The sequence below is a fragment of the Mesorhizobium cantuariense genome, from assembly GCF_042647205.1.
Lineage (GTDB): Bacteria > Pseudomonadota > Alphaproteobacteria > Rhizobiales > Rhizobiaceae > Mesorhizobium > Mesorhizobium cantuariense.
Window position 1 is genome coordinate 7,405,016 of sequence record NZ_JBHRVD010000001.1, and the last position, 23,543, is coordinate 7,428,558.

A 23,543-nucleotide genomic window follows, 5' to 3' on the forward strand; every position below is an offset into this window, starting at 1 on the left:
TCGACGTCGATCCCGGATCGGGATCTGATGGGCACGATACGTGACCATGTGGACCGGCATGCCGGATACAATTCGCAGACGGTGGCCCTTCTGGCCACGGGACGGCCGGCGCTTACTTTTGAAGGGTTGGCTGCCCAGATCCGCTATGTCGGCGAAATACTTGCGCAGGAGGGTGTCGGCCTTTCCGACCGTGTCGCGTTGCTGTTGCCCGAGGGTGCGGAAGCCGCGGTAGCGATCGTGGCCGTGGCAGCCAATGCGGCATGCGCCCCCTTGAACCCCGCGTGGCCTGTGCGCGAACTTGAATTGCAGCTGGCCGCGCTGCGGGCCACGACGCTGATCGTGCCGCATGACTGGCAATCGCCGCTGCTTGCCGTGGCTGCGACGCTGAATATCCGCGTCCTGCAATTGCTCGCCGAGCCGAGTGCGGCAGCCGGGCGCTTTTCGCTGACCGGTGCCGGCGAGGCGCATCGCGATGGCCGGCGCAAGGCTTCACAACAGGATGCGGCAACGCCGGACGATACCGCGCTGCTGCTGTTCACGTCGGGCACGTCGGCGCGGCCCAAATTGGTGCCGCTGACCCATCGAAATCTCTGCGTTTCGGCGCAGGACATCTGCGCGGCCCTGGATCTCCGGCACACCGACCGCTGCCTGGGCGTGATGCCGCTGTTCCATATCCATGGCATCAGCAGCCTTTTGGCGTCCCTGGTTTCAGGCAGTTGCTACGTCAGCTTGGCGGGCTTTTCCGCCGACCGCTTTTTCGGCGGCCTCGAAGAATTCAGACCGACCTGGTATTCGGCCTCGCCGGCCATTCATCGCACGATCCTCGACCAGATACGTCTTTATCGGGGAGACGCGCGCGGGGCCGGGCTGCGCTTCATCCGTTCGGCTTCGGCGCCAATGCCACCCCAATGGATCGCGGATATCGAAGGTGTGTTCGGCACCCCGTTCGTCGAGGCCTATGGGATGACCGAGGCAGCGCCGCAAATTGCCAGCAACGGCCTGCCGCCGTTCGAATGCAAGCGCGGCTCCGTCGGCAGGTCCGCGGGTCCGCGGATCGCCATCATGGATGAAGCCGGACGTCTCCTGATGCCGAACGAGAGCGGAGAAATTGTCATTCGCGGCGCCAATGTCATGCCCAGCTACGATGGCGACCCGGCTGCCAATGAGGCCGCGTTCGTCGATGGCTGGCTGCGGACAGGAGACAGGGGCCATCTCGACGCCGACGGCTATCTGTTCGTGTCCGGCCGCCTGACGGACATCATCAATCGCGGCGGCGAAAAGATCGCGCCGGCGCTGGTGGAGCAGGTCCTGCTCGACCATCCCGACATCGAACAGGCGGTCGTCTTCGGCATCCCCCATTCGGTGCTTGGCGAGACTATCGCCGCGGCGGTCGTTCTCAAGCCGGGGAAAGCACTGTCGACGCAGCAGATCCGTGGCTTTGTCGCCGAGCGGCTGGCGCGCTCCAAAGTGCCGCAGCGGATCGTGCTGGTGGATGAGATCCCGGTCGATGCCGGCGGAAAGATCAATCGCAAGCATCTGGCGCTGAACCTGCAAGAACAGGACGGTCAACCTGTTCTGCGGCAACCCGGCAAGGTGGTTGCGCGAACCGCGATCGAGCGCCGGGTAGCGGCGGTCTTTGCCGAGGTTCTGGGAACCGAGCCACCCGGCATCGATGACGACTTCTTCGACCTTGGCGGTCATTCGCTGACCGCAATGCAGGTTCTCGTCCGGCTGCATGCCATATTCGAGGTCACATTGCCGGTCGATTGCATGTTTGAGTGCCCGACCGTGGCAAGGCTTTCCCAGCGTATCGGCGAAGAGATGGCCAACCTCGTCGCGGATGGCCTGGCGCGGCTGGAGCGGGGATCGACGTCCGGGCAGGCAACGACACACATTCCTCGCCGACAGGCGGGTGAGCCCGCGCCGCTTTCCTCAGCCCAGCAGCGCGTCTTTTTTCTTGACCGGATGGGCGCCGGCAGCGCTTACACCATGTCGGCCTCGCTGTGGCTGAGAGGCGCGCTTGATGTGCGTGCACTGGCGCTGGCGCTCGATGAGATTAGCCAACGCCACGACATCTTGCGTACGACGTTTCACCTGCGCGACGGTGACCCGGTCCAGGTCGTTTCCAGATTTCAGGAAACCACTCTGGAAACGATCGACCTGACCGGTCATGCGACGGACGCGCGAACCGCCGAGACCATGCGCATCGCCACGCAGGAAAGTGCTGCACCGTTCGACCTGGCGCAAGGTCCGTTGTTTCGCGCCAGTCTGGTTCGGCTGGCCGAGCAGGACCATGCCCTGCTGCTGACAATGCACCACATCATCTGCGATGGCTGGTCGATCGGTGTGCTGCATGCCGAGCTGAAGCAGCTATACCAGGCCTTTCATGACAACCGGGCGTCACCGCTGGCACAACTGCCGCTGCAGTTCGGCGACTTCGCCACCTGGCAGCAACGCGGCATCGAGACCGAGGAGATCGAACGCCAGACCGCATACTGGGTCCGGCAACTCAAGGGCCTGCCGCCGACCTGCACGCTGCCCATGGACCGGCCCCGCCCGGCGGTCCAGTCCCATCGCGGTGGCACGCTGCAGGTCGAGATCGATCGTCAAACGGCGGATCGCCTGAAGGTCCTCGGCCGAAGCCAGGACGCGACAATGTTCATGGTCTTTCTGGCGGCCTTCAAGACATTGCTCTTCCGCTACAACGGGCAGGATGATTGCGTCGTCGGCGTGCCGATCGCCAATCGCGCGAGGAAGGAACTGGAGCCGCTCATCGGGTTCTTCGCCAACACGCTGGTTTTGCGCACGACGCTGGGCGGCGACCCGTCCTTCGTCGAATTGCTCGGCCGCATCCGCTCGACGGCGCTCGATGCCTACGCGCATCAGGATGTCGCCGTCGAACGCATCGTTGACCAGCTGAAGATCGCGCGCGATCCCGGCCACACGCCCCTGTTCCAGGTCATGTTCGCATTCCAGAACGTCCCGGATCATCTGGCGGGACCGTCTTTCGATTTCGCGCAGGGTCTTGCGGCACAGAAGCTGCCCATCGACAAGGCCATGGCGAAATTCGACCTCACTTTGTACCTGTCGGAAACCCCGGACGGGATGGCTGCGACCTGGCAATTCAATGCCGATCTCTATGAGCCTGCCGCCATCGATCGGCTGGCCCGGCAGTTCCAGACCTTGCTCGAAGGGATAGCAAGCGATCCCGCGCAAACGCTTTCGCAATTGCCGCTGTTGCCCGAGGTTGATCGTCGCCAGATCGAGATCGACTGGAACCGCACGCAAGCCGGCGAATTGCTGGGGCAGGACTATGTCCAGCTGTTTGAGGCGCAGGTCGAGCGGGCACCCGATTCTGTCGCCGTACTGGACCAGGATCGGCGGTTCACCTACCGCGAGCTGAATGAACGGGCCAACCGCTTCGCGCGCTATTTCAGCAGTTGCGGCGTCGCCCGCGAAACATTGACGGCGGTCTGCCTGCCAAGGTCGGCCGAGGCGCTGGCGGTGCTGCTCGGCGTGTGGAAGGCGGGCGGCGCGTTCCTGCCGCTCGATCCCGACTACCCGCCCGATCGCATTGCCTTCATGCTGGCCGATGGGGGTGCAGCACTGCTCATCACCGAGACATCGCTGTTGCCGAAATTCGGCGCCGCGTTTCAGCCGCAGGCATCAGGCCCACCTGCCGCCAGGCAGGCCATTTGCATCGACGCCTGCCGTCCGTCCGTTGCGGAGCAGGATCCCGGCAATCCGGGTGTCGTCGCTGTACCCGATGCGCTCGCCTACGTCATCTACACGTCGGGCTCCACCGGCCGGCCCAAGGGCGCGATGATAACGCAGGCGAATGTCGGTCACTATGCGCAAGCGATGGTCCGCGCCGTCGGGCTTGAACCGGACGACACCTATCTGCATACGGCGTCGTTTTCGTTTTCCTCGTCGATACGCCAGTTTGCCGTCCCCTTGTCGTGCGGTGCGGCGGTTTCGATCGCCTCGGCCGAGGAAATCAGCGACCCACATGTGTTGTTCGAGATGGTGCGCCACCAGCGCGTGTCGGTGGTGGATCTCGTCCCATCCTTTTCAGCCGGCTGCCTGCATGTGCTGATGTCGCTCGATCCATCCGCGCGCGAAAGACTGCTCGACAATCGGGTGCGGCTGATGCTGTCGGCCAGCGAGCCCCTGCCGGGCTCCCTGGTCGAAAAATGGCGGCGCCTCTGCAAGCCGGCGACAAAATTCATCAACATGTTTGGCCAGACCGAGACGACGGGAATCGCAACCGTCCGTCCCATTCCGGTCGAGGCCGGCACGGCGGGGATGATCCCGATCGGCCGGCCGATCGCCAACACGCAGGCCTATGTTTTGGACACGTCCCGCCGTCCGGTTCCGGTTGGCATCAGCGGCGAACTGTATGTCGGCGGCGCTGGGGTCGGCCGCGGCTACATCAATCGCTCCGGGGCCGGCAACCTCGTGCCGAACCCGTTCAGCGCGGGCGAGCGGCTGCAGCGAACCGGCGATCTGGCGCGCTACCTGCCTGACGGGGCGATCGAAATTGTCGGGCGTGCCGACGAACAGATCAAGATGCATGGCTTCCGCATCGAACCGGGTGAGATCGAGGCTGCGCTCCACGCGCACCCGGAGGTGCGCGAATGTCTCGTCGGAATTGTCGAGGATGCTATCGAAGATGACGATATCGGCGATCGCAAACGCCTGGTCGCCTTCGTTGCGGTCAATGCGCCGCATGACGCGCAAACGCCTACCCTGTCTCAGCGGCTGCGCGATTTTCTGGGGCGGCAACTGCCGCGACACATGCTGCCTCAACGCATCGTTGTCCTGGATCGCTTGCCGCGCACGCCAAATGGCAAGATCGACCGGCGGGCTCTGCTTGCCAGCCAGCCGCAAGCGGCGACGCGGCCAGTTGCCGGCATACCGCCCCTAAGCCAGGTCGAGTTGCATGGCGTGCCGCGAACGGAGGCCGAGACGATCCTGGCGGCGGTCTGGAAGAAGGTCCTGAGGCTGGAGGAGGTTGGCCTGCACGACAATTTCTTCGACCTCGGCGGCAATTCCCTCCTCAGCATCAACATCGTCGTCGAAGCAGGCAAAGCCGGCCTGGCCATCGATCTGCGTCAGCTCTACCAGCACCAGACGATCGCCGATCTGGCGCGTGCTGCCTCCCGGGCGGGCCTTGGGCAACCCGTTGCGACCACACCGGTGGGTGCGGACGCGGCGAAAGTTCTGGTGACGATCGAAAGCCTCCGTGCCTATGGCCGCCAAGCGCTGACACGGGCCGGACTGAGCGCGCAGGGGGCGGCGATCGTCACCGAAGTGCAGCTCGAGGCAAGCCTGCGCGGACAGCCGACGCACGACATTGTCAGCATTCCGCGCTACGCCATCCGGATTGCCTCGGGCAAGATCAATCCGCATCCGCAAATCCGCATCGAGCATGACAGCGCCACCATCGCCCGCATCGATGGCGACAACGGCCCCGGCCAGTGGGTCAGCACGGTGGCGATGGACCTTGCCATTGAAAAGGCGGGCAGGCACGGCATCGGCATTGTCGGTGTCCGCCGCTCCAACCATTTCGGCGCCGCCGGCCACTATGTCTGGCAGGCGACGCGGAAGGGGCTGATCGGTCTGTGCACGACCAACGGACCGCTGATCCTGGCGCCGACCGGCGGCGTCACGGCGACATTTGGCAACAACCCGCTCGGCGTCGGCATTCCGGCAGGGCGGCATTTTCCCATCCTTCTCGACGTCGCCATGAGCGTTGCGCCGCGCGGCAAGATCGGCCTGTCGGTTGCCGAAGGCAGTCCGTTGCCGGCGGGCTGGATTCTGGACCGGTTTGGGCGGCCTTCGACAGACCTCGGCGATCTCGCGGCCGGGCTCGGCGTACCGATCGGCGGACACAAGGGTTATGGTCTGGCCATGGTGATGGAAGTGCTTGCCGGCGTGCTCACAGGCGCCGGCTTTGGCAGCGACCACCATCAGGACAGGTTACGTGAGGGCTCCCACACGCCGGATTACGGCCATTTCTTCATGGCGCTCGATCCCGAGCGGTTCATGCCCGTGGCGGACTTCACCGAGCGCGTCGATCGTCTCATCGAGCAGACCAGGAATGGCGAACACGCCGAAAACGCCACTGAAATCCTCATCCCCGGCGAAATGGAATTGCGCACCCGCCGACAGAGCCTGTCCGAAGGCGTGCGGCTGAGGTCCTCGACCTACAAGGTACTTCTCGCCTACGCACGCAAGGCTGGGTTCGAGGCCGGACTGGAGATCGTCGGGGAAAACCGGTTTGCCGAAAGCCATGGCTGAGCTGTTGACGCTCGATCGCAGCGAGCTGGACGGGAGCATCCCGGCGCGTTTCGACAAAGTGGTGCGCAGCCTTGCCTCGCACGTGGCGATCGGCAGCAGCGACCGGCCATGGACCTATGGCGAGGTCGACCGACGGACCAATCAACTGGCCCGGGCGATCCTCGAACGCACGCAGCCAGGGCACGGATGCGTCGCCTATCTTGTCGACCATTCGCCTGAGATGGTGATATGCGCGCTGGCCGTGCTCAAGGCAGGGAAGGCATTCCTGTGCGTTCATCCGGCAATGCCGCTCGAGGCGCAACGTGACATCATCGGCGATGCCGCCCCGGACCTGCTGCTGACCGACGCGGTCCACGCAGCAGCAGCGCGTGACCTTGTCGGCGATGACAGCCGGCTTCTGCTGCTCGAAGACATCGACGTGCGGTACTCCTCCGATGCGCTGCAGGTTCCGGTCGACCCGCGCGACCCGGCCGCGATCTTCTACACGTCGGGAAGCACCGGGCGGCCGAAGGGTGTGGTCAAAAGCCATCGCACCGTGCTGCACAGGGCCTGGCTTTGTGCAGGCGATGACGGGTTGGCCCCCACCGACCGGCAGTCTCTTCTGACCTATTGCAGTTTCGCCTCATCGGAGGCTGATGTCTTCGGAGCGCTGCTGAATGGAGCCACGCTGGAACTCTACGATGCCGCATCGCGCGGCCTCGGCGGTCTCGGCGCGTGGATCGATGAGCGTCGCATCACACTGCTGCATCCGCCCGTGATGCTGTTTCGCAAATATCTGGAGATGATCGACGGCAACGGCCTGCATCCCTCGGTCCGCCTGGTGGCGCTGGCAGGCCAGACGGTCATTGCCTCCGATATCGAGCAATGGCGCCGTCACTTCGCCCCGTCCTGCGGCTTGCGTCATCGTTTCTCTTCCACCGAGGCCGGCCACATCGCCGTGGCATCGGTGGCTCCGGGCGAGACACCTGCATCAGGCACGGTGCCGTCGCCTCGTCCCGTTGCCGACAAATTTCTCCTGGTCGTCGACGAGGACCGGCAACCGGTCGAACCATGCGGCGTCGGCGAACTCGTCGTGCGCAGTACCTTTCTGGCCGACGGCTATTGGCGCCAGCCTTCCGAAACGGCGAAATATTTTCGTGACGCTCCCGGTTTCCCCGACCAGCGCCTGTTTCACACCGGCGACATCGGCCGTCTGTCGAGCGATGGCAGCCTTGAATTCCTCGGGCGCCGCGACGACCAGGTCAAGATTCGCGGCTATCGCGTCGAAATACGGGAAATCGAGCAAGCTTTGCTGCAGCTTCCAATGGTGGATGAAGCCGCCGTCATCACCGAGCTCCGCCAGGATGCGCACTCCCTCGCGGCCTTCGTCGTGATGAAGCCGGGAACCTTGTTCCGGTCTGATGCGCTACGAGCCGGCCTGAGGCCGATCCTGCCGCCGTGGAAAATTCCAGGCCGAATCCATGCGATCGACTCGTTGCCGCTGACGCCAACCGGCAAGATCGACAGGCCACGTCTCCAGCAAGTCCTGCAGGCACGTGACGGCTCCGTCGAAGACGGTCAGGCCGCGCAATCGCCCGACGAGACAATGGCGGTGCCGGCCGCAAAACGGGCCAGGACGTGGAAGCGGCTTTTTACCCGAGCGGGCAAACGGTGAACGGCGAGCGACCGGGCTAAACGGCAGCTGCGCGATCAGTAGGTCGTCCGCCCGCCCGACAGATCGAATGTAGAGGCGGTTGTAAAACTGTTCTCTTTGGAGACGAGCCAGGCGACCATGGCGGCGGCCTCGTCGACCTCCAGCAGGCGGCCGCGCGGAATGCGCGAGCGCATGTATTCGATGTGCTCCGGCGTCAGCTGTTCGAGAATGCGTGTCTGCGCCGTGGCCGGCGAGATGCAGTTCACCGCGATGTCGTACTGCGCCAGCTCCTTGCCGAGCGACTTGGTCAGGCCGATGACCGCCGCTTTGGAGGCCGAATAGGCAGAGGCGTTGGGGTTGCCCTCCTTGCCTGCCACCGAGGCGATATTGACGATGCGCCCGTAATTGCGCTCCTTCATTCCGGGAACCACCGCCCGGTTGACGTAGAACGTGCCGTTCACATTGACGTCGATGACCTTCTTCCACGTCTCGATGTCGTAGACGTCGAGCGGGGCGGCTGGGCCCGCGATCCCGGCGGAATTGACCAGAATGGAAATCTTGCCGGCGCGCTCTTCGGTCCTGGCGCGCGCGGCATCCACCGACGCCCAGTCGGCGACGTCCACCAATTCTGTCGAAGCGGCGCTGCCGAGTTCTTCTCGTGCGGTCTCAAGGCGTGCCTCATCGAGGTCCCACAAGCTGACCGTCGCCCCGGAGGCAACGAAGCGTCTGGCCATCGCGAAGCCGAGGCCCTGGGCGCCGCCGGTGACGACAGCGTGCTGGCCGTCAAGATCGATGCTGTTCATGTCGAGCGGTTCTTTCCGTTTTTTTTTCGTGGGCGCCCGCCGGCCCGTGCAGGCGGGCGATATCGCTACATGGTCGCGCCAAGGCTCCACGGCACGAACTCGTTGTCGCCATAGCCGAGCGCTTCCGACCTGGTGCGCCCACCGGATGCCACGCGCAGGATCTCGGCGAAGATTTCCCGGCCCTTGTCGGCCAACGGGACGCCGTCCAATATATCCCCGCAATTGATGTCCATGTCCTCGCGCATCTGCTCGAAGATGAAGGTGTTGGAGGCGAGCTTGATCGAGGGCGTCGGCTTGCAGCCGAAGGCCGAACCGCGGCCGGTGGTGAAGCACAATATGTTGGCGCCGCCGGCGACCTGCCCGGTGGCCGAGACCGGGTCGTAGCCCGGTGTGTCCATGAAGACGAGGCCGCGCTCGTTTATCGGCTCGGCATATTCCAGCACCGCCCGCAGATTGGTCGTGCCGCCCTTGGCGGATGCGCCGAGCGATTTCTCCAGGATGGTGGTCAGCCCGCCCAGCTTGTTGCCGGGCGACGGGTTGTTGTTCATCTCCATGTCGTGCCTGGCGGTATAATCCTCCCACCAACGGATGCGCTCGATCAGCTTTTCACCCACTGCGCGGCTCTCGGCGCGCAGGGTGAGGAGATGCTCGGCGCCATAGATCTCCGGCGTCTCCGAAAGCACGGCCGTGCCGCCTTGCGCGACAAGCAGGTCCACCGCCGCACCAAGTGCCGGATTGGCACTGATGCCGGAATAGCCGTCCGATCCGCCGCATTGCAGCGCAAGCACGAGTTCGGAGGCTGGCTGCGGCGTCCTTTCGGCGGCGTTCACCGTAGGCAGCATGTCGACGATCGCCTTGACGCCGGCCTCGACCGTCTTTCGCGTGCCGCCGATTTCCTGGATGGTCATCGTGCGGAAGGTCGTGCTCTCCTCGATGTTGTAGGATTGCATCCAGCGTGGGATCTGGAACGCTTCGCAGCCGAGCCCGACCATCAGCACGCCGCCGACATTGGGGTTCGTGGCAAAGCCCCATTGCGTCCGTTTCAAAAGGTCGTAGGCGGGACCCTTGGTGTCGATGCCGCAGCCGGTGCCGTGGACGAGCGCAATGACACCATCGACATTGGGATAGTCGCGCAGGATGCCGGACCGGTTGACTTCGTCGGCGATGAACCGGGCGACGCTGGCCGAGCAATTCACCGAAGTCAGGACAGCGATGAAGTTGCGCGTGCCGACCTTGCCGCTCGGCCTGCGGTAGCCCATGAAGGTGGCCCGCTCGGCCTCGGCAACGATCTCGGTTTGCCTGGCATTTGTGCCGAAGACGTAGTCGCGCTCGAAATTGCGCAGATACACATTGTGCTCGTGAACCCAGTCGCCGGCGACGATGAGCTCCCGCGCAAAACCAATGGTCTGGCCGTATTTCACGATCGGGTCGTCCGAGGCGATGTCGCGCAAGGCCATCTTGTGCCCGCGTGGTATGCGCGCCCTCGCCGCCACGTCCCCGGCTTTGTCGCCGATCTTCAACGGATCGACCGCCAGAAGAATGTTGTCGGTATCCGACAGCTTGATGAACCGTGCCATGACCCAAACTCTGAAAAAGCTCTCCTCGACAAGGGAGCGTCGAGAGGCAAAAGGTGATTTGGAATACTAATATAATAGAATGTCAGTGGTCAAGGTGCGGTTGCGAACGCCTGGATTGCAGGGCGCTGCGGCGGATGGGTTAGGTGAGTGGTGCGTGCAATGAGTGTCGCCTTGCGGCGCAGTCTGAGGCGGCAAACGCCTGGATGAAACAACGGATCGCCGCACGGCCGGGACACGGTCAATCGAGATGGAAGACCTGTTCCATCGCGGCCCACCATTCGCCGTCGGCGCGCGTCGGCAGCGGCGTCTGCATGGGGTCGCACAGCGCCCACCATTTGCGCATGGCAGGGGATTCACCCATCAGCGCCGCATCCCTGGCAAAGTCGTTGCCGTGATATTCCCAGCAGGCGAACAGAAGGTTCTCCGGTTCGCGCAGGAAGATCGAATAGTTGCGGATGTTGGCGCCGCCGATGACCTCGAGCACGTCGGGCCAGACAGCGGCGTGGACGCGCCTGTAGTCCGCGATCGCCTCGGCTTTCACGCCGATACAAAGTCCCATTCTTTGCATGCCGGTGGCTCGCGGGGCTTCAGTCGAGAAGGTCGGCGGCGACTTCGAGCGTATTGCGGAACGACGTCTCGAGATGGTGTTCCATCGCTTGCGCCGCACCCTCGGCGTCGTGGCGCTTCAGCGCGTCGAAAATGGCCTCGTGCTGCTCGATCGTCTGTTCGCCATAGCCCGGCTTGGGGATGGCGAGATAGCGGCCGCGATCCATCTGTGCCTTTGATATGTCGACGGCTCTCCAGATCATCGGCAGGCCGCAGATCTCGGCGATGGTGCGGTGAAAGACATCGTCGAGCTGTATCGCGGTGGCATATCTGCCTCGCGATATGGCGAGCCGGTGCGCCGCCATGTTGTCTTCCAGCAATTCGCTGGCGGCCGGTGTGAACTTGGCGGCCGCGCGTCGGGCGCTCTCCATCTCCAGTGCCCGCCGGATGACATAGGCTTCTTCCAGGTCGGCCCGGCTGATCGGAGCGACATAGGTGCCCGTTTGCGCCAGGATCTTGACCAGGCCCTCGTCGCTGATGCGCTTGACCGCTTCGCGCACCGGGGTGCGCGACACGCCCAAGGCCTCGGCGATGGCGACCTCGTTGATCACCTCCCCCGGCTTCAGCTGCCCGACGACGATCAGGTTGCGGATCTTGTGATAGATCTGATCGCGGAGCGGAAGAGCCCGATTGAGCGTCGAAGGATCCAGGTCCATTGCAAATCCGTGTCTCGTTCACCAGAAATGGTCAGATTATATTAGAATGTCAATTAGAATGCACCCGATGCAAGGGGTGAGGTCGGTCGACACCTGATGTCCATAACCACCGCCGGAATCCAGCTTGCCAGGACTGTTATATTAGTGCAATAGTCATCATCCGCGGTGAGAAATTCAATCCGCAGCCGAGAGCCTGGACTGAGCCGCGTGTTCAAAAGCGCGGACGTTCAAGCCAGTTCGAAGAGGGTCGAACTGCGTTTGAAGCGACTATTATACTAACATATCGATGGCCGATACCGAGGACGATCGGCCAGCCGCCAGGAGGAACCTAGCCAGATATGACTGTCGCCGCCGATTGCGCCTTGGACATGCGAGGCATCAGCAAGACGTTCCCGGGCGTGAGGGCTCTGTCCAACGTCAATCTTGCCGTGAAATTCGGCACGGTTCATGCGGTCGTGGGTGAGAACGGCGCCGGCAAATCGACGCTCATGAAAGTGCTCAACGGGTCCTACGCGCCCACCAGCGGCACAATCAGGGTCGGCAGCGCCGAGGTGCGCATGCGCCGGCCCGCCGACGCCCAGGCGCTCGGCATCCGCATGGTGCATCAGGAAATCAATCTGGTCCCCGACCTGAGCGTCGCCGAAAACGTCTATCTCGGCCGCATGCCGGGCAAGTGGACCTTTCTGCGCAAGGGAGAGATGATCCGGGCTGCGGCCGCCGTCCTCGATGAGCTCGGAGCGGCGATCAACCCGCGTGAACGGCTCGGCAACCTGTCGATCAGCCAGCAGCAGCTCGTCGAGATCGCCAAGGCCTACGCGGCGCGGCCCAGGATCATCGTCCTGGACGAACCGACATCGAGCCTCAGCGAGCATGAGACGGCGGCGCTGTTCAGGATCCTGCGCAAGATGCGCGATGACGGCATCGCCATCATCTACATCAGCCACCGGCTGAAGGAGGTGCTCGAAATCGCCGACGAGGTTACGGTGCTGCGCGACGGCTCAATGATCGAGACGCGTCCGATCGAAGGCATAGATGCCGCCCACATGATCAGGCTGATGGTCGGTCGCGAAGTCAGCAATGTCTTCCCGAAAAGCCCGGCCACGATCGGCAAGTCGGTGCTGCGCGTCGAACGCATCAGCGACGGCACGCGCTTCCGCGATGTCAGCTTCGATGTACGCGCCGGCGAGATACTGGGCTTGACCGGGCTGGTGGGTGCTGGCCGCACCGAGGTCGCCCGCGCAATCTTCGGCCTGTCGCGGCTTGTCGAGGGCACGGTCAGCGTCAACGGATGCAAGGTCTCGATCAACTCGCCTTCCCAGGCGGTCAGGGCAGGGATTGCCTATGTACCGGAGGATCGCAAGGGCGACGGCATCGTGCCGGGAATGTCGATCCGGGAAAACATCAGCCTGCCCATATTGCGCCGCCTGAGCCGTTTCGGGCGCATCAGGCGCAGCGCCGATCGCGCGCTGGCGGCGGACTGTGTGAAGCAGTTTTCGATTTCGCCGCCCGACGGCGAACGGCGCATCAACCTCCTGTCGGGCGGCAACCAGCAGAAGGCGGTCATCGCCAAATGGCTTGCCGCCAAGCCTTCGGCCCTGATCCTCGACGAGCCGACGCGGGGCGTCGACGTCGGCGCCAAGGCCGAGATCCACCACATCATTGGCCAGCTCGTCGCAGGCGGCATGGCGGTGGTGATGATCTCGTCGGAACTGCCCGAAATCCTCGGCGTCTGCGACCGCGTGGTGGTGATGCGCGATGGACACGCCTCCGAGCCTCTCCTGCGCAGCGAGCTGAGCGAGGAACGCATCATGACGCTGGCGACGGGGGAGGACGTGGCGTGACCGATGCGGCCGTGGAGATCAGCGGCGTGAAACGCAACGACCGCTTCACGCGCGGCAACAGGCTTGTCGACGTCCTGTCGAAGGCAGGGCTCGCCTTCGCCATCCTCGCCGTGATGCTCTACGGCTCCTTCGTCAGCCCCGCCTTCTTCACATCAGGCAATTTGCTCAACGTCCTGACCTCGATGTCGATCGTCGGCATCGTCGTCGTCGGCATGACCTTCGTGCTCGTGGCCGGCGGTCTGGCCGACCTGTCGGTGCCGGCCACCATCGCCTGCGGCGCCATCCTGTCACTCGGGCTGCAGCCGATGATCGGGCCGCTGCCCGCCTTCGTCCTGGCGGTTGGTCTCGCGGGCCTCATAGGCCTGCTCAACGGGGTCCTGGTCGGCTATGTCGGCATCAACCCCATCATCGCCACGCTCGGCATCGGCACGATCGGACTGGGCATCGTCCAGGCGGCTGTCGGCGGCGTCATCGTCTATGGCAGCAATCCCGCTTCCGCCGAATTCGCCAAGGGCCGGCTGTTCGGCATTCCAGTCGTGGTGCTGATCTTCCTGGTCATCGCCCTTCTCGGCCATTTCGTGCTGTCCCGCTCGTTCTGGGGCAGATGGACGCTCGCCACCGGCGGCAATTACAGCGCCGCCGAGGCAAGCGCCGTTCCGGTGCAGGCCGTGAAGGCCGGCGCCTTTGTGATCACGGCGCTGGCTTCCGGCATCAGCGGCGGCCTGCTCGGACTGACGCTGCAGAGCGCGCGGCCGCTCATCGGCGCCGGCTATGAATTCAGCGCCATCACCGCGGTGGTGGTCGGCGGCGTGTCGATCATCGGCGGCTTCGGCTCCGTGCCAAGGGCAATCGCCGGCCTCGTCTTCGTGCAGCTGCTGACCAACGTCATGGTGCTCGATGGCGTGCGCACGCCGATCCAGGGGTTTGTGCTCGGCATCCTGATCGTCGGCGCCGTCGGCATGGATGCGGCGCTGCGCAAGCGGGGGGTGGCGTGATGCGGTTTCTTTCGCTTGTCTCACAGCATCGCGTCGTCATCATTCTCGGCCTGACGCTCATCGTTTCCGCACTGGTGGTCCCCGGCTACCTCTCAGCATCGACCCTCGGTCTCGGCCTTGACCGGGCGGCAACGATCGGCCTGATCGCCATAGGCCTGACGGTGCTTTTGATATCAGGCCAGATCGACCTCTCCGGTGGCGCGGTGTTTGCTCTGGCCGGCATCGTATCGGTCGTCCTGCAGCGCGAAATCGGCATCCTGCCTGCCACCATCGTCGGCATCCTGGTCGGCACGCTGGCCGGCGCCATCAATGGCATGCTGGTCGTCGGCCTGAAGGTGAACTCCTTGGTGGTGACGCTTGCGACGATGCTGATCTTCCGCTCGCTCGCGCACTGGATCACCAACAGCCAGCCGGTGACCGGCACCGACATCATGCTCTCGCTGGCGCTGGCGAAAATCTATCTCGATGTCTTCACCATCCGCAGCGCGCTGTTCATCGTCCTGATCGTGCTGCTGCATTTCTGGCTGACGCGCACCATACCGGGCCGCAACGTCTTTGCGGTGGGGTCCAACCCGGCGGCAGCCAAGGAAAGCGGCATCGCCTCGGACCGCATCGTCTTTCTCGGCTTTGTCTTTGCCGGCACGCTTGCCAGCCTGGCGGGGGTTCTCCAGAGCCTCGTCACCAACACCGGTTCGCCTGTCTTCGGCTCGGAACTGACGGTCGCCGTCATTGCCGCGGTCGTTGTCGGCGGGACTCGCCTCGAAGGCGGCAGGGGATCCGCGCTCGGCACGCTCGGTGGCGTGCTGACGATCGGCTCGCTAACCATCGCGATGGAGTTCCAGTCCGTCCCCGCATACGTCCAGCAGGTCGTGTCGGGGCTTATCCTGATCCTGCTCGTCGTGCTCGATCGGGCCGTTACCACCAAGGGGAGGGCTCCGGGCACGCGCCCAGCGCTCGTTCGCGACAATCCAATCACTCAAGGAGGAAACACATGATTGGGAGGAAACACATGATTGGCAAGAAAAGCATGCTCCACGTCGCCGCCATGGCGGCTGTGCTGGCATCGACGGGCTGGGCCAGCGCCAAGACGGTTTGCTACGTGACGGCAGCGGATTCGCATGCCTACGCGACGCCGGCCAACAAGGCGCTTCAGGCGCGCGCCGCTGAACTCGGCATCGAGATCCTGAGCCTCAGCCAGGACTTCGACGTCCAGAAGGGCACGGAACAGCTTAACACCTGCGTCGCGCGCCATGTCGACGGCATCATCCTGTGGCCGCTCGACCCGCAGGCCTACATACCGGGTCTGGCGCGCGCGCAGCAGGCGAACATTCCGGCGATCCTCATCAATTCGCCAATGAGCGACGATGCCAAGCCGTTCATCAAGTCGTTCACCGGGCCGGACGTCTACGAGGAAGGCAAGCTGGCGGCCGACTCGCTGAGCAAGGCGCTCGGCGGCAAGGGCTCCGTCGTCATCATCGCCGGCCAGGCCGGCAACGGCACGACGATCGGACGCGTCAGCGGCTTCACCGACCGTCTCAAGGAAACCAATGCCGACATCAAGGTGCTCGACACGGTCAACGCCGACTTCGACCAGCAGAAAGCGCTGGTGGTGAGCCGCGATCTGATCACCCGCTTCGGCGTCCAGATCAGCGGCGTCTACGCCAATGACGATACGATGGCCCGCGGCTTCATCGACGCCTGGAAGGAGGCCAACCCATCCAAGGCCGCACCGCCGATCGTCGGCATCAACGGCCAGAAAGACGCGTTCGAATCGATCCGCACCAATGAGATGTATTCGACCATCGTCCAGTCGCCCGTCGAGGACGGCCGCCTGGCGATCAACACGATGGCTGAGATCATGGACGGCAAGCAGGTCAAGGACCGGCTGCCGATCCCGCTGACCGTCGTCACCAAGGACAACGTCAACGCGGTCGAACCGGCGTTCTGACGCAACAAGGCCGGCCCGGTGCACTCGGGTCGGCCTCACCGCCGATGCCTTGGCTGAAGAGAGAAATTCTAATAGCGGCAGCGGAATTAGAATAAACTAACTCTACAGAATTTGTGGAATAAGCAATCTGCACTGGCGATCTGGTTTCCACCCGGACAGGACCACGCCATGCCCACTGTTTTGCACCCGCCCTCAGCCAAGCCAGCCGGCCACGCCCGTCAGCACACGGGAGGCAGGCCATGACCAAGGACATTCCAGACCGCATCAAGGTGCTCTGGTTTCTGCCGACGCATGGCGACAGCCGTTATCTCGGCACGACGGAAGGCGGCAGGTCAGTCGACCTAGCCTATCTGACACAAGTGGCGAAGGCCGCCGACACGCTGGGTTACTACGGCGTGCTGCTGCCGACCGGCCGGGCATGCGAGGATTCCTGGGTGATCGCGTCAGCACTTGTGCCGCTGACCGAGCGCTTGCGCTTCCTCGTCGCCGTGCGGCCGGGCCTGCAGTCGCCGACGCTGGCCGCGCGCATGACAGCGACGCTCGACCGCATCTCCAACGGACGCCTGCTGATCAATGTGGTCACCGGCGGCGATCCGCTGGAGAACAAGGGCGACGGCATCTTCCTGTCGCATGCCGAGCGCTACGAGGTGACGCAGGAGTTCCTGCAGATCTACAAGCGGGTGTTAAGCGGCGAGACGGTCGCGCACGACGGCAAGCATTTCCGCATCGAGGATGGAAGGCTGCTGTTTCCGCCGGTGCAGACGCCCTATCCGCCGCTCTATTTCGGCGGCTCGTCCGACGCCGGGTCCGTGGTGGCGGCGCAGGAGATCGACAAATATCTGACCTGGGGCGAGCCGCCCGCCGATGTCGAGCGCAAGCTGGATGGCGTGCGCGAACTGGCGCAGAAGGCCGGCCGCAAACTCTCCTTCGGCATCCGCCTGCATGTCATCGCACGGGAAACCACCGAGGAAGCCTGGGCTGCCGCCGACAGGCTGATCAGCCGGCTCGACGATGCCACGATCGCCTCGGCGCAAAAGGTCTTTGCCCGCATGGATTCGGTCGGCCAGGCGCGGATGAGCGCGTTGCACGGCGGCAACCGCGCCAAGCTCGAGATCGCGCCCAATTTGTGGGCCGGTGTCGGCCTGGTGCGCGGCGGCGCCGGGACCGCTCTTGTCGGTGACCCCGACACGATCACTGAGCGCATCGACGAATACCGGCGCCTCGGCATCGATACCTTCATCCTGTCCGGCTATCCGCATCTTGAGGAAGCCTATCGCTTCGGCGAGCTGGTGCTGCCGAAACTGCCGACCGATCATCCGGTCAAATCAGCCGCTTCGTCCGTCAACACCGGCCCGTTCGGCGAGACCATAGCCGGCGACCATCGGCCGAAGTCGCTCGCCAGCGCCTCGTGAACGCGCTCCCTCCGGGCCGCCGGCTGCACGTCGCCATAATCGGCGGCGGCTTTTCCGGCGCGGCGCTGGCCTGGCACCTGGCGCAAACGCATCGGCCGGAACGCCTGTCGATTTCCGTGATCGAGCCGCGACCGTTGCTCGGCGGCGGCCTTGCCTACTCCAGCGAGGAGCCGGCGCACCGGGTCAATGTCCCGGCTGTCAGAATGAGCATGGTACCCGACGATCCGCAGCACTTTGCGCGCTGGTTGACTGGCAGCGGAGAACTCGAGCGCGACACCGACGCCATCTGGAAGAATGGCGACGCCTATCCGCGCCGGCGCGTGTTTGGCCGCTACGTCGCCGAGCATCTGGCGCCGTATATCGATGCTGACACGATCCGTCATGTCGAAGGTTCCGCCACACGTGTGACACGTGACGCTAACGGCGCGGGCTGGACCGTACATACTTCCGATGGGCCGGTCGCCGCCGACATCATCGTCCTGGCAGCGACGCACCCGCAGCCCGCTATTCCAGCCGCGCTGATCCACCTGCTGGAAGCGCCGGGTTTCATCGCCGATCCGTACGCCGCCACAGCACTTGCCGGGATCGGGCAGGAGGCGTCGGTGTTGATCGTCGGCTCCGGGCTGACCTCGGCCGACATGGTCGCCGAACTCGACCGCCGCGGCCATCGCGGACGCATCCTGTCGCTGTCGCGCCGCGGGCTGCGCTCGCGCGGCCACCCGGATCTTAGGGGCGAGCCCTTTGGCGACTTTGCCTCGGCTCCGGCCATATCAGCGCTTGGCCTGCTCAAGACTATTCGCGCAACGCTGGCGGCGGCACGTGCGGCCAATGTCAATTGGCAGTCGGTCTTCGATCAGTTGCGCCTGCAGGGTCCTGTGCTGTGGTCAGCACTTGCTCCGTCGGAGCGGGCAAGGCTGGTCCGCCAGCTGCGCGTGTTCTGGGACGTGCATCGCTTCAGGATCGCACCGCAGGTCGCTGCCGTGCTCGACCGGCGTCATGCAGCCGGCACGTTCGACACCATTGCCGCCAGGCTTGTCGCATCGAACGATGAGGATGGCAGCCTGGCGGTCAGCTTTCAACGGCGCGGGCAGACGCGGATCGAGACGGCGCGCTTCGATGCCGTCATCAACACCACCGGTCCGGCCCATGGGCAGGCGCTACAACTGAACCCAGCGCTGAGCTCTCTGGCGAAAGCCGGGCTGATCAGAGCCGATCAATATGGGCTGGGCATCGAGACAAGTTTCGACAGCCGCGCCGTCGGCCGGGATGGCAAAATAATCACCACACTCTTCGTCGCCGGTCCGCTGGCGCGAGCGACTTTCGGCGAACTCATGGGCCTGCCCGAGGTTGCCCGCCATGCCCAGACGGTCGCGGCCGAAATTGCCAAGCTGCTGGAAACGCTGCCGTCAGCCGAGGCCATTGTCGCCAATGCCGCGCACGGTCCGGTTGCGAGCTGACACCGGCAAGTCGGGTTAGCCTGATAAAATTGGTATTTCCGTCCCTAGAGGGCCGCAAAAACGGAAAATCCTTCTTTGTATATATATTCTATAAACATAATAAATATTGGGGAAGCCGGCGCGGCCGGAGCGATCAACGACACGGCCTGAATGGGAGACAGTTCATGGCATACGCACAAGCCGACCCGATCAAATTCGCCTACTGGGTGCCGAATGTTTCGGGCGGCCTGGTGATCTCCAATATCGAGCAACGCACCAACCATTCGGCCGAGTACAACCGCAAGCTGGCGCAGATCGCCGAGAAGTCCGGCTTCGACTATGCGCTCAGCCAGATCCGTTTCACCGCCGGCTATGGTGCTGACGAACAGCATGAATCGGTGGCGTTCAGCCACGATCTGCTGGCCGCGACCACCACGCTCAAGGTCATCGCCGCGATCCTGCCCGGACCGTGGAACCCGGCGCTTGCAGCCAAGCAGATAGCCACCATCAGCTATTTGACCAATGGCCGTGTCGCGATCAACCTCGTCTCCGGCTGGTTCCGTGGCGAGTTCCATGCCATCGGCGAGCATTGGCTCGACCATGACGAGCGCTACCGGCGCTCGGAGGAATTCATCCGTGCATTGCGCGGAATATGGACGCAGGACAGCTTCACTTTCCGTGGCGATTTCTACCGCTTCAACGAATATTCGCTGAAGCCGAAACCGTCGCATCCGCTGCCCGAAATCTTCCAGGGCGGCTCGTCGCGTGCAGCGCGCGACATGGCATCGCGCGTCTCGGACTGGTACTTCACCAACGGCAACACGCCGGCCGAGATCGCTAGGCAGGTCGACGACCTCAGGGCCAAGGCGAAGGCCAACAACCATTCCGTCAAGGTCGGCGTCAATGCCTTCGCGGTCGTCCGCGAGACAGAAGACGAGGCCAGGGCGGTGCTCGCCGAAATCATCGCCAAGGCCAATCCCGAGGCGGTCGATGCCTTTGGTCACGAGGTGAAGAATGCCGGCAAGGCCTCGCCGGAGGGCGAAGGCAATTGGGCGAAATCGTCCTTCGACGATCTGGTCCAGTACAATGACGGCTTCCGCTCGAACCTGATCGGCACGCCAAGGCAGGTCGCCGAGCGCATCGTCGACCTGAAGCGCGCCGGCGCCGACCTCATCCTGCTCGGCTTCCTGCATTTCCAGGAAGAGGTCGAGTATTTCGGCAAGCATGTCATTCCGCTCGTCCGCGAGTTGGAAAACGCCGAGGCGGCAGCGTCGCTGGCGGCGGAGTAGTCACCCCACAGGCTGGCCGGGCAGCTCCGGCCGGCGCACGAATGAAAGCTACCCGGCGCGCTCGAGCCATCGAGCGGCAATGAGGATTTGCGCGCCTGCTGCAGCCATCGAGGACGATTGGAATGCCTCTGCCCAGTTATACGCTCGGAGTGATGGAGGCTTCCGCCTACGCACCGGAGGTCTTTGCGCGCGGTCTGCCGCCAAGTCGACGGGAGCAGCAGCCCGAGGACAATAGCGAGCCGATCGGCTCCGTTGCCGGCGTCGCTTCTCCGCTGCTTTCGCTTCAAGGCATCGGCCTGTCGTTTGGCGGCGTCGTGGCACTGGCCGATATCGACCTGTCGGTCCGCCCCGGCGAAATCCGGGCCATCATCGGCCCGAACGGCGCCGGCAAAAGCTCGCTGATCAACGTCATCAGCGGCGTCTATCGGCCGGATCGCGGCCATGTCCAGCTCGACGGCGCCGTCTATGCCCAAGTGCCGACGCAGCGGCTGGCGCATCTCGGCGTCGCCAGGACATTCCAGAACCTCGCACTGTTCAAGGGCCTCAGTGTCCTCGACAATGTCGCTTCCGGTCTCGCTTACAAGGTCCGCTCCAACTTTGCCGGCCAGGTGCTCGGTATCGGCCGGTCGCGCGGCGAGCAGCGCGACTCTCTGAGTCGTGCCGAACAGATCCTTGAATTCCTCGACCTCACCGCCGTTCGCGATCGCCTTGCCGGCACGCTGCCTTACGGGCTGCAGAAGCGGGTCGAACTCGCCCGTGCACTGGTCGCTGAGCCGCGCCTGCTTTTGCTCGACGAGCCGATGGCCGGCATGACATCAAGCGAAAAGAGCGAGATGGCGTCCTTCGTCCGCGCCGCGCGCGACCGCTTCGCCACCACCGTCGTGCTGATCGAGCATGATGTCGGCGTCGTCATGGGCCTGTCCGACCGCATCGCGGTTCTCGACTACGGTCGCAAGATCGCCGACGCCACGCCCGATGAAGTCAGGAACGACCAGCGCGTCATCGATGCCTATCTCGGCGTCGCCTCGGACAATGAGGACGGGGCAGGCATATGATCGCCGATTTCGACTACCAGTTCTTCATCGAAGTGCTCGTCGGCGGCCTGCTGTCCGGCGTCATGTACTCGCTGGTCGCGATCGGCTTCGTGCTGATCTACAAGACCTCTGGCGTGCTCAATTTCGCGCAAGGCGCGATGCTGTTGTTTGCGGCACTCACCTTCGTCAGCCTTGTCGAGCGCGGTATTCCGTTCGCGCTGGCGCTGGTGATCACCTTCGCCATCATGGTGGCGATAGGTGTCGCCATCGAGCGCACAGTGCTGCGGCCGCTCACCAACAAGCCGCCGATCACGCTGTTCATGGCGACGCTTGGCCTGTCCTACATCATCGAGGGCGCCGCGCAGCTGATCTGGGGCACGCAGGTCCACGGCCTCGACCTCGGCATCGAGGACGTGCCGCTCGAAGTTGGCGGCGTGCTGATCAGTCAGTTCGACATCTTCGCCGCGGTGGTTGCCGCCGGCATGGTTCTCCTGCTGTCGCTGTTCTTCCGCTACACGCGCATCGGCCTCAGTTTTCGCGCCGTCGCCGACGACCAGTTCGCGGCGCTGGCGGTCGGCCTCAGGCTGCCCTTGATCTGGGCCACCGTCTGGGCTGCTGCTGGCCTGGTCGCGCTGGTGGCGGGACTGCTCTGGGGTGCACGCCTGGGTGTACAGTTCTCGCTGTCCCTGGTGGTGCTGAAGGCGCTGCCGGTGCTGGTGCTCGGCGGCTTCGACTCCATCCTCGGCGCCATCGTTGGCGGGTTGCTGATCGGCGCCAGCGAAAAGCTCGCCGAGGTCTATATCGGCGACTATTTCGGCGGCGGCATCGAGAGCTGGTTCGCCTATGTCGTCGCGCTGGTCTTCCTGCTGATCCGCCCTTCCGGCCTGTTCGGCCAGAAGCTGGTCGAGAGGATCTGAGCGATGGCCGCGATATCAAGCGATTTTTCCTCCGTGCCGGTGCTGCCGAAATGGGTCGCGCCCGTGCTGCTGCTCGCCTTCGCGTATGGCGTCGTGCCGCTGATCGGCTCGAGCTATCTGTTCGAAGCCATCCTGCTGCCGTTCCTGGCGCTCAGCCTCGCCGGCGTGGGCTTGAACATCCTGACCGGCTATGCCGGCCAGGTTTCGCTGGGCAGTGCCGCCTTCATGGCGGCGGGCGCCTTCGCCGCCTACAATTTCAACCTGCGCGTCGAGGGCCTGCCGCTGATCGGCAGCATCTTCCTGGCCGGCATCGTCGCGGCCGCTATCGGCATCGTCTTCGGCCTGCCGAGCCTGCGGCTCAAGGGCTTCTATCTCGCGGTCTCGACGCTTGCCGCGCAGTTTTTCGTGCAATGGGCGCTGACCAAATTCAGCTGGTTCTCCAACAACTCGGCATCCGGCGTCATCGACGCGCCGAGACTGTCGATTTCAGGCTTCGCGCTCGACGGCGCCATCGGCCGCTATCTCTTCGCGCTGACCACCGTCACCGTCCTGACCTTCCTTGCCTACCGGCTGGTCTCGTCGCAGACCGGGCGCAACTTCATCGCCATACGCGACAATGAAACCGCCGCCCGCATCATCGGCATCCCGGTGCTGAAGACCAAGCTGCTGGCCTTCGCCATCTCGTCCTTCATCATCGGCGTTGCCGGCGTCATCTGGGCCTTCGCGTATCTGCGGACCGTCGAGCCGGACGGCTTCGATCTCGATCGATCATTCCAGATCCTGTTCATCATCATCATCGGCGGCCTGGCTTCGATCCGTGGCGCCTTCTTCGGCGCTGCCCTCATCGTCGTCTTTCCGCTCGCTCTGTCTCGCCTCGGCGGCTTTCTGCTCGGCGATCTCTTCGACTCGGGCGTGCTCGACATGAGCCAGCGCATCGTGCTGGGCGCGCTCATCATCCTGTTTCTGATCCTCGAACCCGACGGGCTGGTGGCCCTGTGGGACAGGCTCCGAAGACGGCTCCTGTTCGCCTGGCAGTCGACTTGAGCTGATCCGGGGCAATCGCCCCGAACTGAAAATGAACCAGAGGCCGGAC

At 64.1% G+C, this 23,543-nt stretch carries 16 protein-coding genes; 12 read left to right on the plus strand and 4 right to left on the minus strand.

The features are described from left to right. Nucleotides 1–27 precede the first annotated feature (27 nt). Both ACFOJ9_RS36215 and ACFOJ9_RS36220 read left to right on the plus strand, forming a co-directional pair. Nucleotides 28–6,303, plus strand: a complete 6,276-nt coding sequence (locus ACFOJ9_RS36215; protein WP_378986564.1) for an amino acid adenylation domain-containing protein — start codon at nt 28–30, stop codon at nt 6,301–6,303. Beyond that, the gene (locus tag ACFOJ9_RS36220; RefSeq protein ID WP_378986566.1) at nt 6,296–7,957 is read left to right on the plus strand and encodes an amino acid adenylation domain-containing protein; all 1,662 of its coding nucleotides are present in this window, start codon (nt 6,296–6,298) and stop codon (nt 7,955–7,957) included. The genes ACFOJ9_RS36215 and ACFOJ9_RS36220 overlap by 8 nt, the downstream gene beginning before the upstream one ends. Nucleotides 7,958–7,992: 35 nt before the next feature. Here ACFOJ9_RS36220 and ACFOJ9_RS36225 read toward each other — a convergent pair whose 3' ends face one another. The 4 genes from ACFOJ9_RS36225 to ACFOJ9_RS36240 form a co-directional block, all read right to left on the minus strand. Further along, on the minus strand, nt 7,993–8,739 hold the full coding sequence (locus ACFOJ9_RS36225) for an SDR family NAD(P)-dependent oxidoreductase (protein ID WP_023811528.1): 747 nt from the start codon (nt 8,737–8,739) through the stop codon (nt 7,993–7,995). 65 nt (nt 8,740–8,804) lie between these two features. Beyond that, the gene (locus ACFOJ9_RS36230) at nt 8,805–10,316 is read right to left on the minus strand and encodes a UxaA family hydrolase (protein ID WP_378986568.1); all 1,512 of its coding nucleotides are present in this window, start codon (nt 10,314–10,316) and stop codon (nt 8,805–8,807) included. A gap of 238 nt (nt 10,317–10,554) precedes the next feature. Continuing rightward, nucleotides 10,555–10,884, minus strand: a complete 330-nt coding sequence (locus ACFOJ9_RS36235; RefSeq protein ID WP_378986570.1) for an L-rhamnose mutarotase — start codon at nt 10,882–10,884, stop codon at nt 10,555–10,557. Between the two features lie 19 nt (nt 10,885–10,903). Next, complete coding sequence (locus ACFOJ9_RS36240) at nt 10,904–11,578, minus strand: GntR family transcriptional regulator (RefSeq protein ID WP_127269483.1); 675 nt, start codon at nt 11,576–11,578, stop codon at nt 10,904–10,906. Between the two features lie 338 nt (nt 11,579–11,916). Here ACFOJ9_RS36240 and ACFOJ9_RS36245 point away from each other — a divergent pair, with 338 nt between their 5' ends. The 10 genes from ACFOJ9_RS36245 to ACFOJ9_RS36290 all read left to right on the plus strand — a co-directional run bounded on the left by ACFOJ9_RS36245 (nt 11,917) and on the right by ACFOJ9_RS36290 (nt 23,494). After that, nucleotides 11,917–13,419: a sugar ABC transporter ATP-binding protein gene (locus tag ACFOJ9_RS36245; RefSeq protein WP_378986572.1), complete on the plus strand. Its 1,503-nt coding sequence runs from the start codon at nt 11,917–11,919 to the stop codon at nt 13,417–13,419. Continuing rightward, nucleotides 13,416–14,414: an ABC transporter permease gene (locus tag ACFOJ9_RS36250; RefSeq protein ID WP_378986574.1), complete on the plus strand. Its 999-nt coding sequence runs from the start codon at nt 13,416–13,418 to the stop codon at nt 14,412–14,414. Before ACFOJ9_RS36245 ends, ACFOJ9_RS36250 begins: the two co-directional genes overlap by 4 nt. Beyond that, entirely contained in the window at nt 14,414–15,409 is a 996-nt protein-coding gene (locus tag ACFOJ9_RS36255) for an ABC transporter permease (protein WP_378986576.1), read from the plus strand. Before ACFOJ9_RS36250 ends, ACFOJ9_RS36255 begins: the two co-directional genes overlap by 1 nt. Nucleotides 15,410–15,423: 14 nt before the next feature. Continuing rightward, on the plus strand, nt 15,424–16,362 hold the full coding sequence (locus tag ACFOJ9_RS36260; protein ID WP_378986578.1) for a sugar ABC transporter substrate-binding protein: 939 nt from the start codon (nt 15,424–15,426) through the stop codon (nt 16,360–16,362). 239 nt (nt 16,363–16,601) lie between these two features. Further along, nucleotides 16,602–17,774 (plus strand): FMNH2-dependent alkanesulfonate monooxygenase, encoded by a 1,173-nt coding sequence (gene ssuD / locus ACFOJ9_RS36265; protein ID WP_378986580.1) that lies wholly within the window; start codon nt 16,602–16,604, stop codon nt 17,772–17,774. Continuing rightward, nucleotides 17,771–19,231: an FAD/NAD(P)-binding protein gene (locus ACFOJ9_RS36270; protein ID WP_378986582.1), complete on the plus strand. Its 1,461-nt coding sequence runs from the start codon at nt 17,771–17,773 to the stop codon at nt 19,229–19,231. The genes ssuD and ACFOJ9_RS36270 overlap by 4 nt, the downstream gene beginning before the upstream one ends. Before the next feature lie 164 nt (nt 19,232–19,395). After that, nucleotides 19,396–20,499: a dimethylsulfone monooxygenase SfnG gene (gene sfnG / locus ACFOJ9_RS36275; RefSeq protein ID WP_378986584.1), complete on the plus strand. Its 1,104-nt coding sequence runs from the start codon at nt 19,396–19,398 to the stop codon at nt 20,497–20,499. A gap of 122 nt (nt 20,500–20,621) precedes the next feature. Beyond that, on the plus strand, nt 20,622–21,554 hold the full coding sequence (locus tag ACFOJ9_RS36280) for an ABC transporter ATP-binding protein (RefSeq protein ID WP_378986586.1): 933 nt from the start codon (nt 20,622–20,624) through the stop codon (nt 21,552–21,554). Beyond that, entirely contained in the window at nt 21,551–22,450 is a 900-nt protein-coding gene (locus ACFOJ9_RS36285; RefSeq protein ID WP_378986588.1) for a branched-chain amino acid ABC transporter permease, read from the plus strand. The genes ACFOJ9_RS36280 and ACFOJ9_RS36285 overlap by 4 nt, the downstream gene beginning before the upstream one ends. A 3-nt stretch (nt 22,451–22,453) precedes the next feature. Continuing rightward, entirely contained in the window at nt 22,454–23,494 is a 1,041-nt protein-coding gene (locus ACFOJ9_RS36290; protein WP_378986590.1) for a branched-chain amino acid ABC transporter permease, read from the plus strand. The last annotated feature ends 49 nt before the right edge of the window (nt 23,495–23,543 follow it).

Bases quoted from the DNA above. Each gene is read 5' to 3' on its own strand.
- ACFOJ9_RS36215 (WP_378986564.1), top strand. From the start codon at position 28: ATGGGCACGATACGTGACCATGTGGACCGGCATGCCGGATACAATTCG.
- ACFOJ9_RS36220 (WP_378986566.1), top strand. From the start codon at position 6,296: ATGGCTGAGCTGTTGACGCTCGATCGCAGCGAGCTGGACGGGAGCATC.
- ACFOJ9_RS36225 (WP_023811528.1), bottom strand. From the start codon at position 8,739: ATGAACAGCATCGATCTTGACGGCCAGCACGCTGTCGTCACCGGCGGC.
- ACFOJ9_RS36230 (WP_378986568.1), bottom strand. From the start codon at position 10,316: ATGGCACGGTTCATCAAGCTGTCGGATACCGACAACATTCTTCTGGCG.
- ACFOJ9_RS36235 (WP_378986570.1), bottom strand. From the start codon at position 10,884: ATGCAAAGAATGGGACTTTGTATCGGCGTGAAAGCCGAGGCGATCGCG.
- ACFOJ9_RS36240 (WP_127269483.1), bottom strand. From the start codon at position 11,578: ATGGACCTGGATCCTTCGACGCTCAATCGGGCTCTTCCGCTCCGCGAT.
- ACFOJ9_RS36245 (WP_378986572.1), top strand. From the start codon at position 11,917: ATGACTGTCGCCGCCGATTGCGCCTTGGACATGCGAGGCATCAGCAAG.
- ACFOJ9_RS36255 (WP_378986576.1), top strand. From the start codon at position 14,414: ATGCGGTTTCTTTCGCTTGTCTCACAGCATCGCGTCGTCATCATTCTC.
- ACFOJ9_RS36260 (WP_378986578.1), top strand. From the start codon at position 15,424: ATGATTGGCAAGAAAAGCATGCTCCACGTCGCCGCCATGGCGGCTGTG.
- ssuD (WP_378986580.1), top strand. From the start codon at position 16,602: ATGACCAAGGACATTCCAGACCGCATCAAGGTGCTCTGGTTTCTGCCG.
- sfnG (WP_378986584.1), top strand. From the start codon at position 19,396: ATGGCATACGCACAAGCCGACCCGATCAAATTCGCCTACTGGGTGCCG.
- ACFOJ9_RS36280 (WP_378986586.1), top strand. From the start codon at position 20,622: ATGCCTCTGCCCAGTTATACGCTCGGAGTGATGGAGGCTTCCGCCTAC.
- ACFOJ9_RS36285 (WP_378986588.1), top strand. From the start codon at position 21,551: ATGATCGCCGATTTCGACTACCAGTTCTTCATCGAAGTGCTCGTCGGC.
- ACFOJ9_RS36290 (WP_378986590.1), top strand. From the start codon at position 22,454: ATGGCCGCGATATCAAGCGATTTTTCCTCCGTGCCGGTGCTGCCGAAA.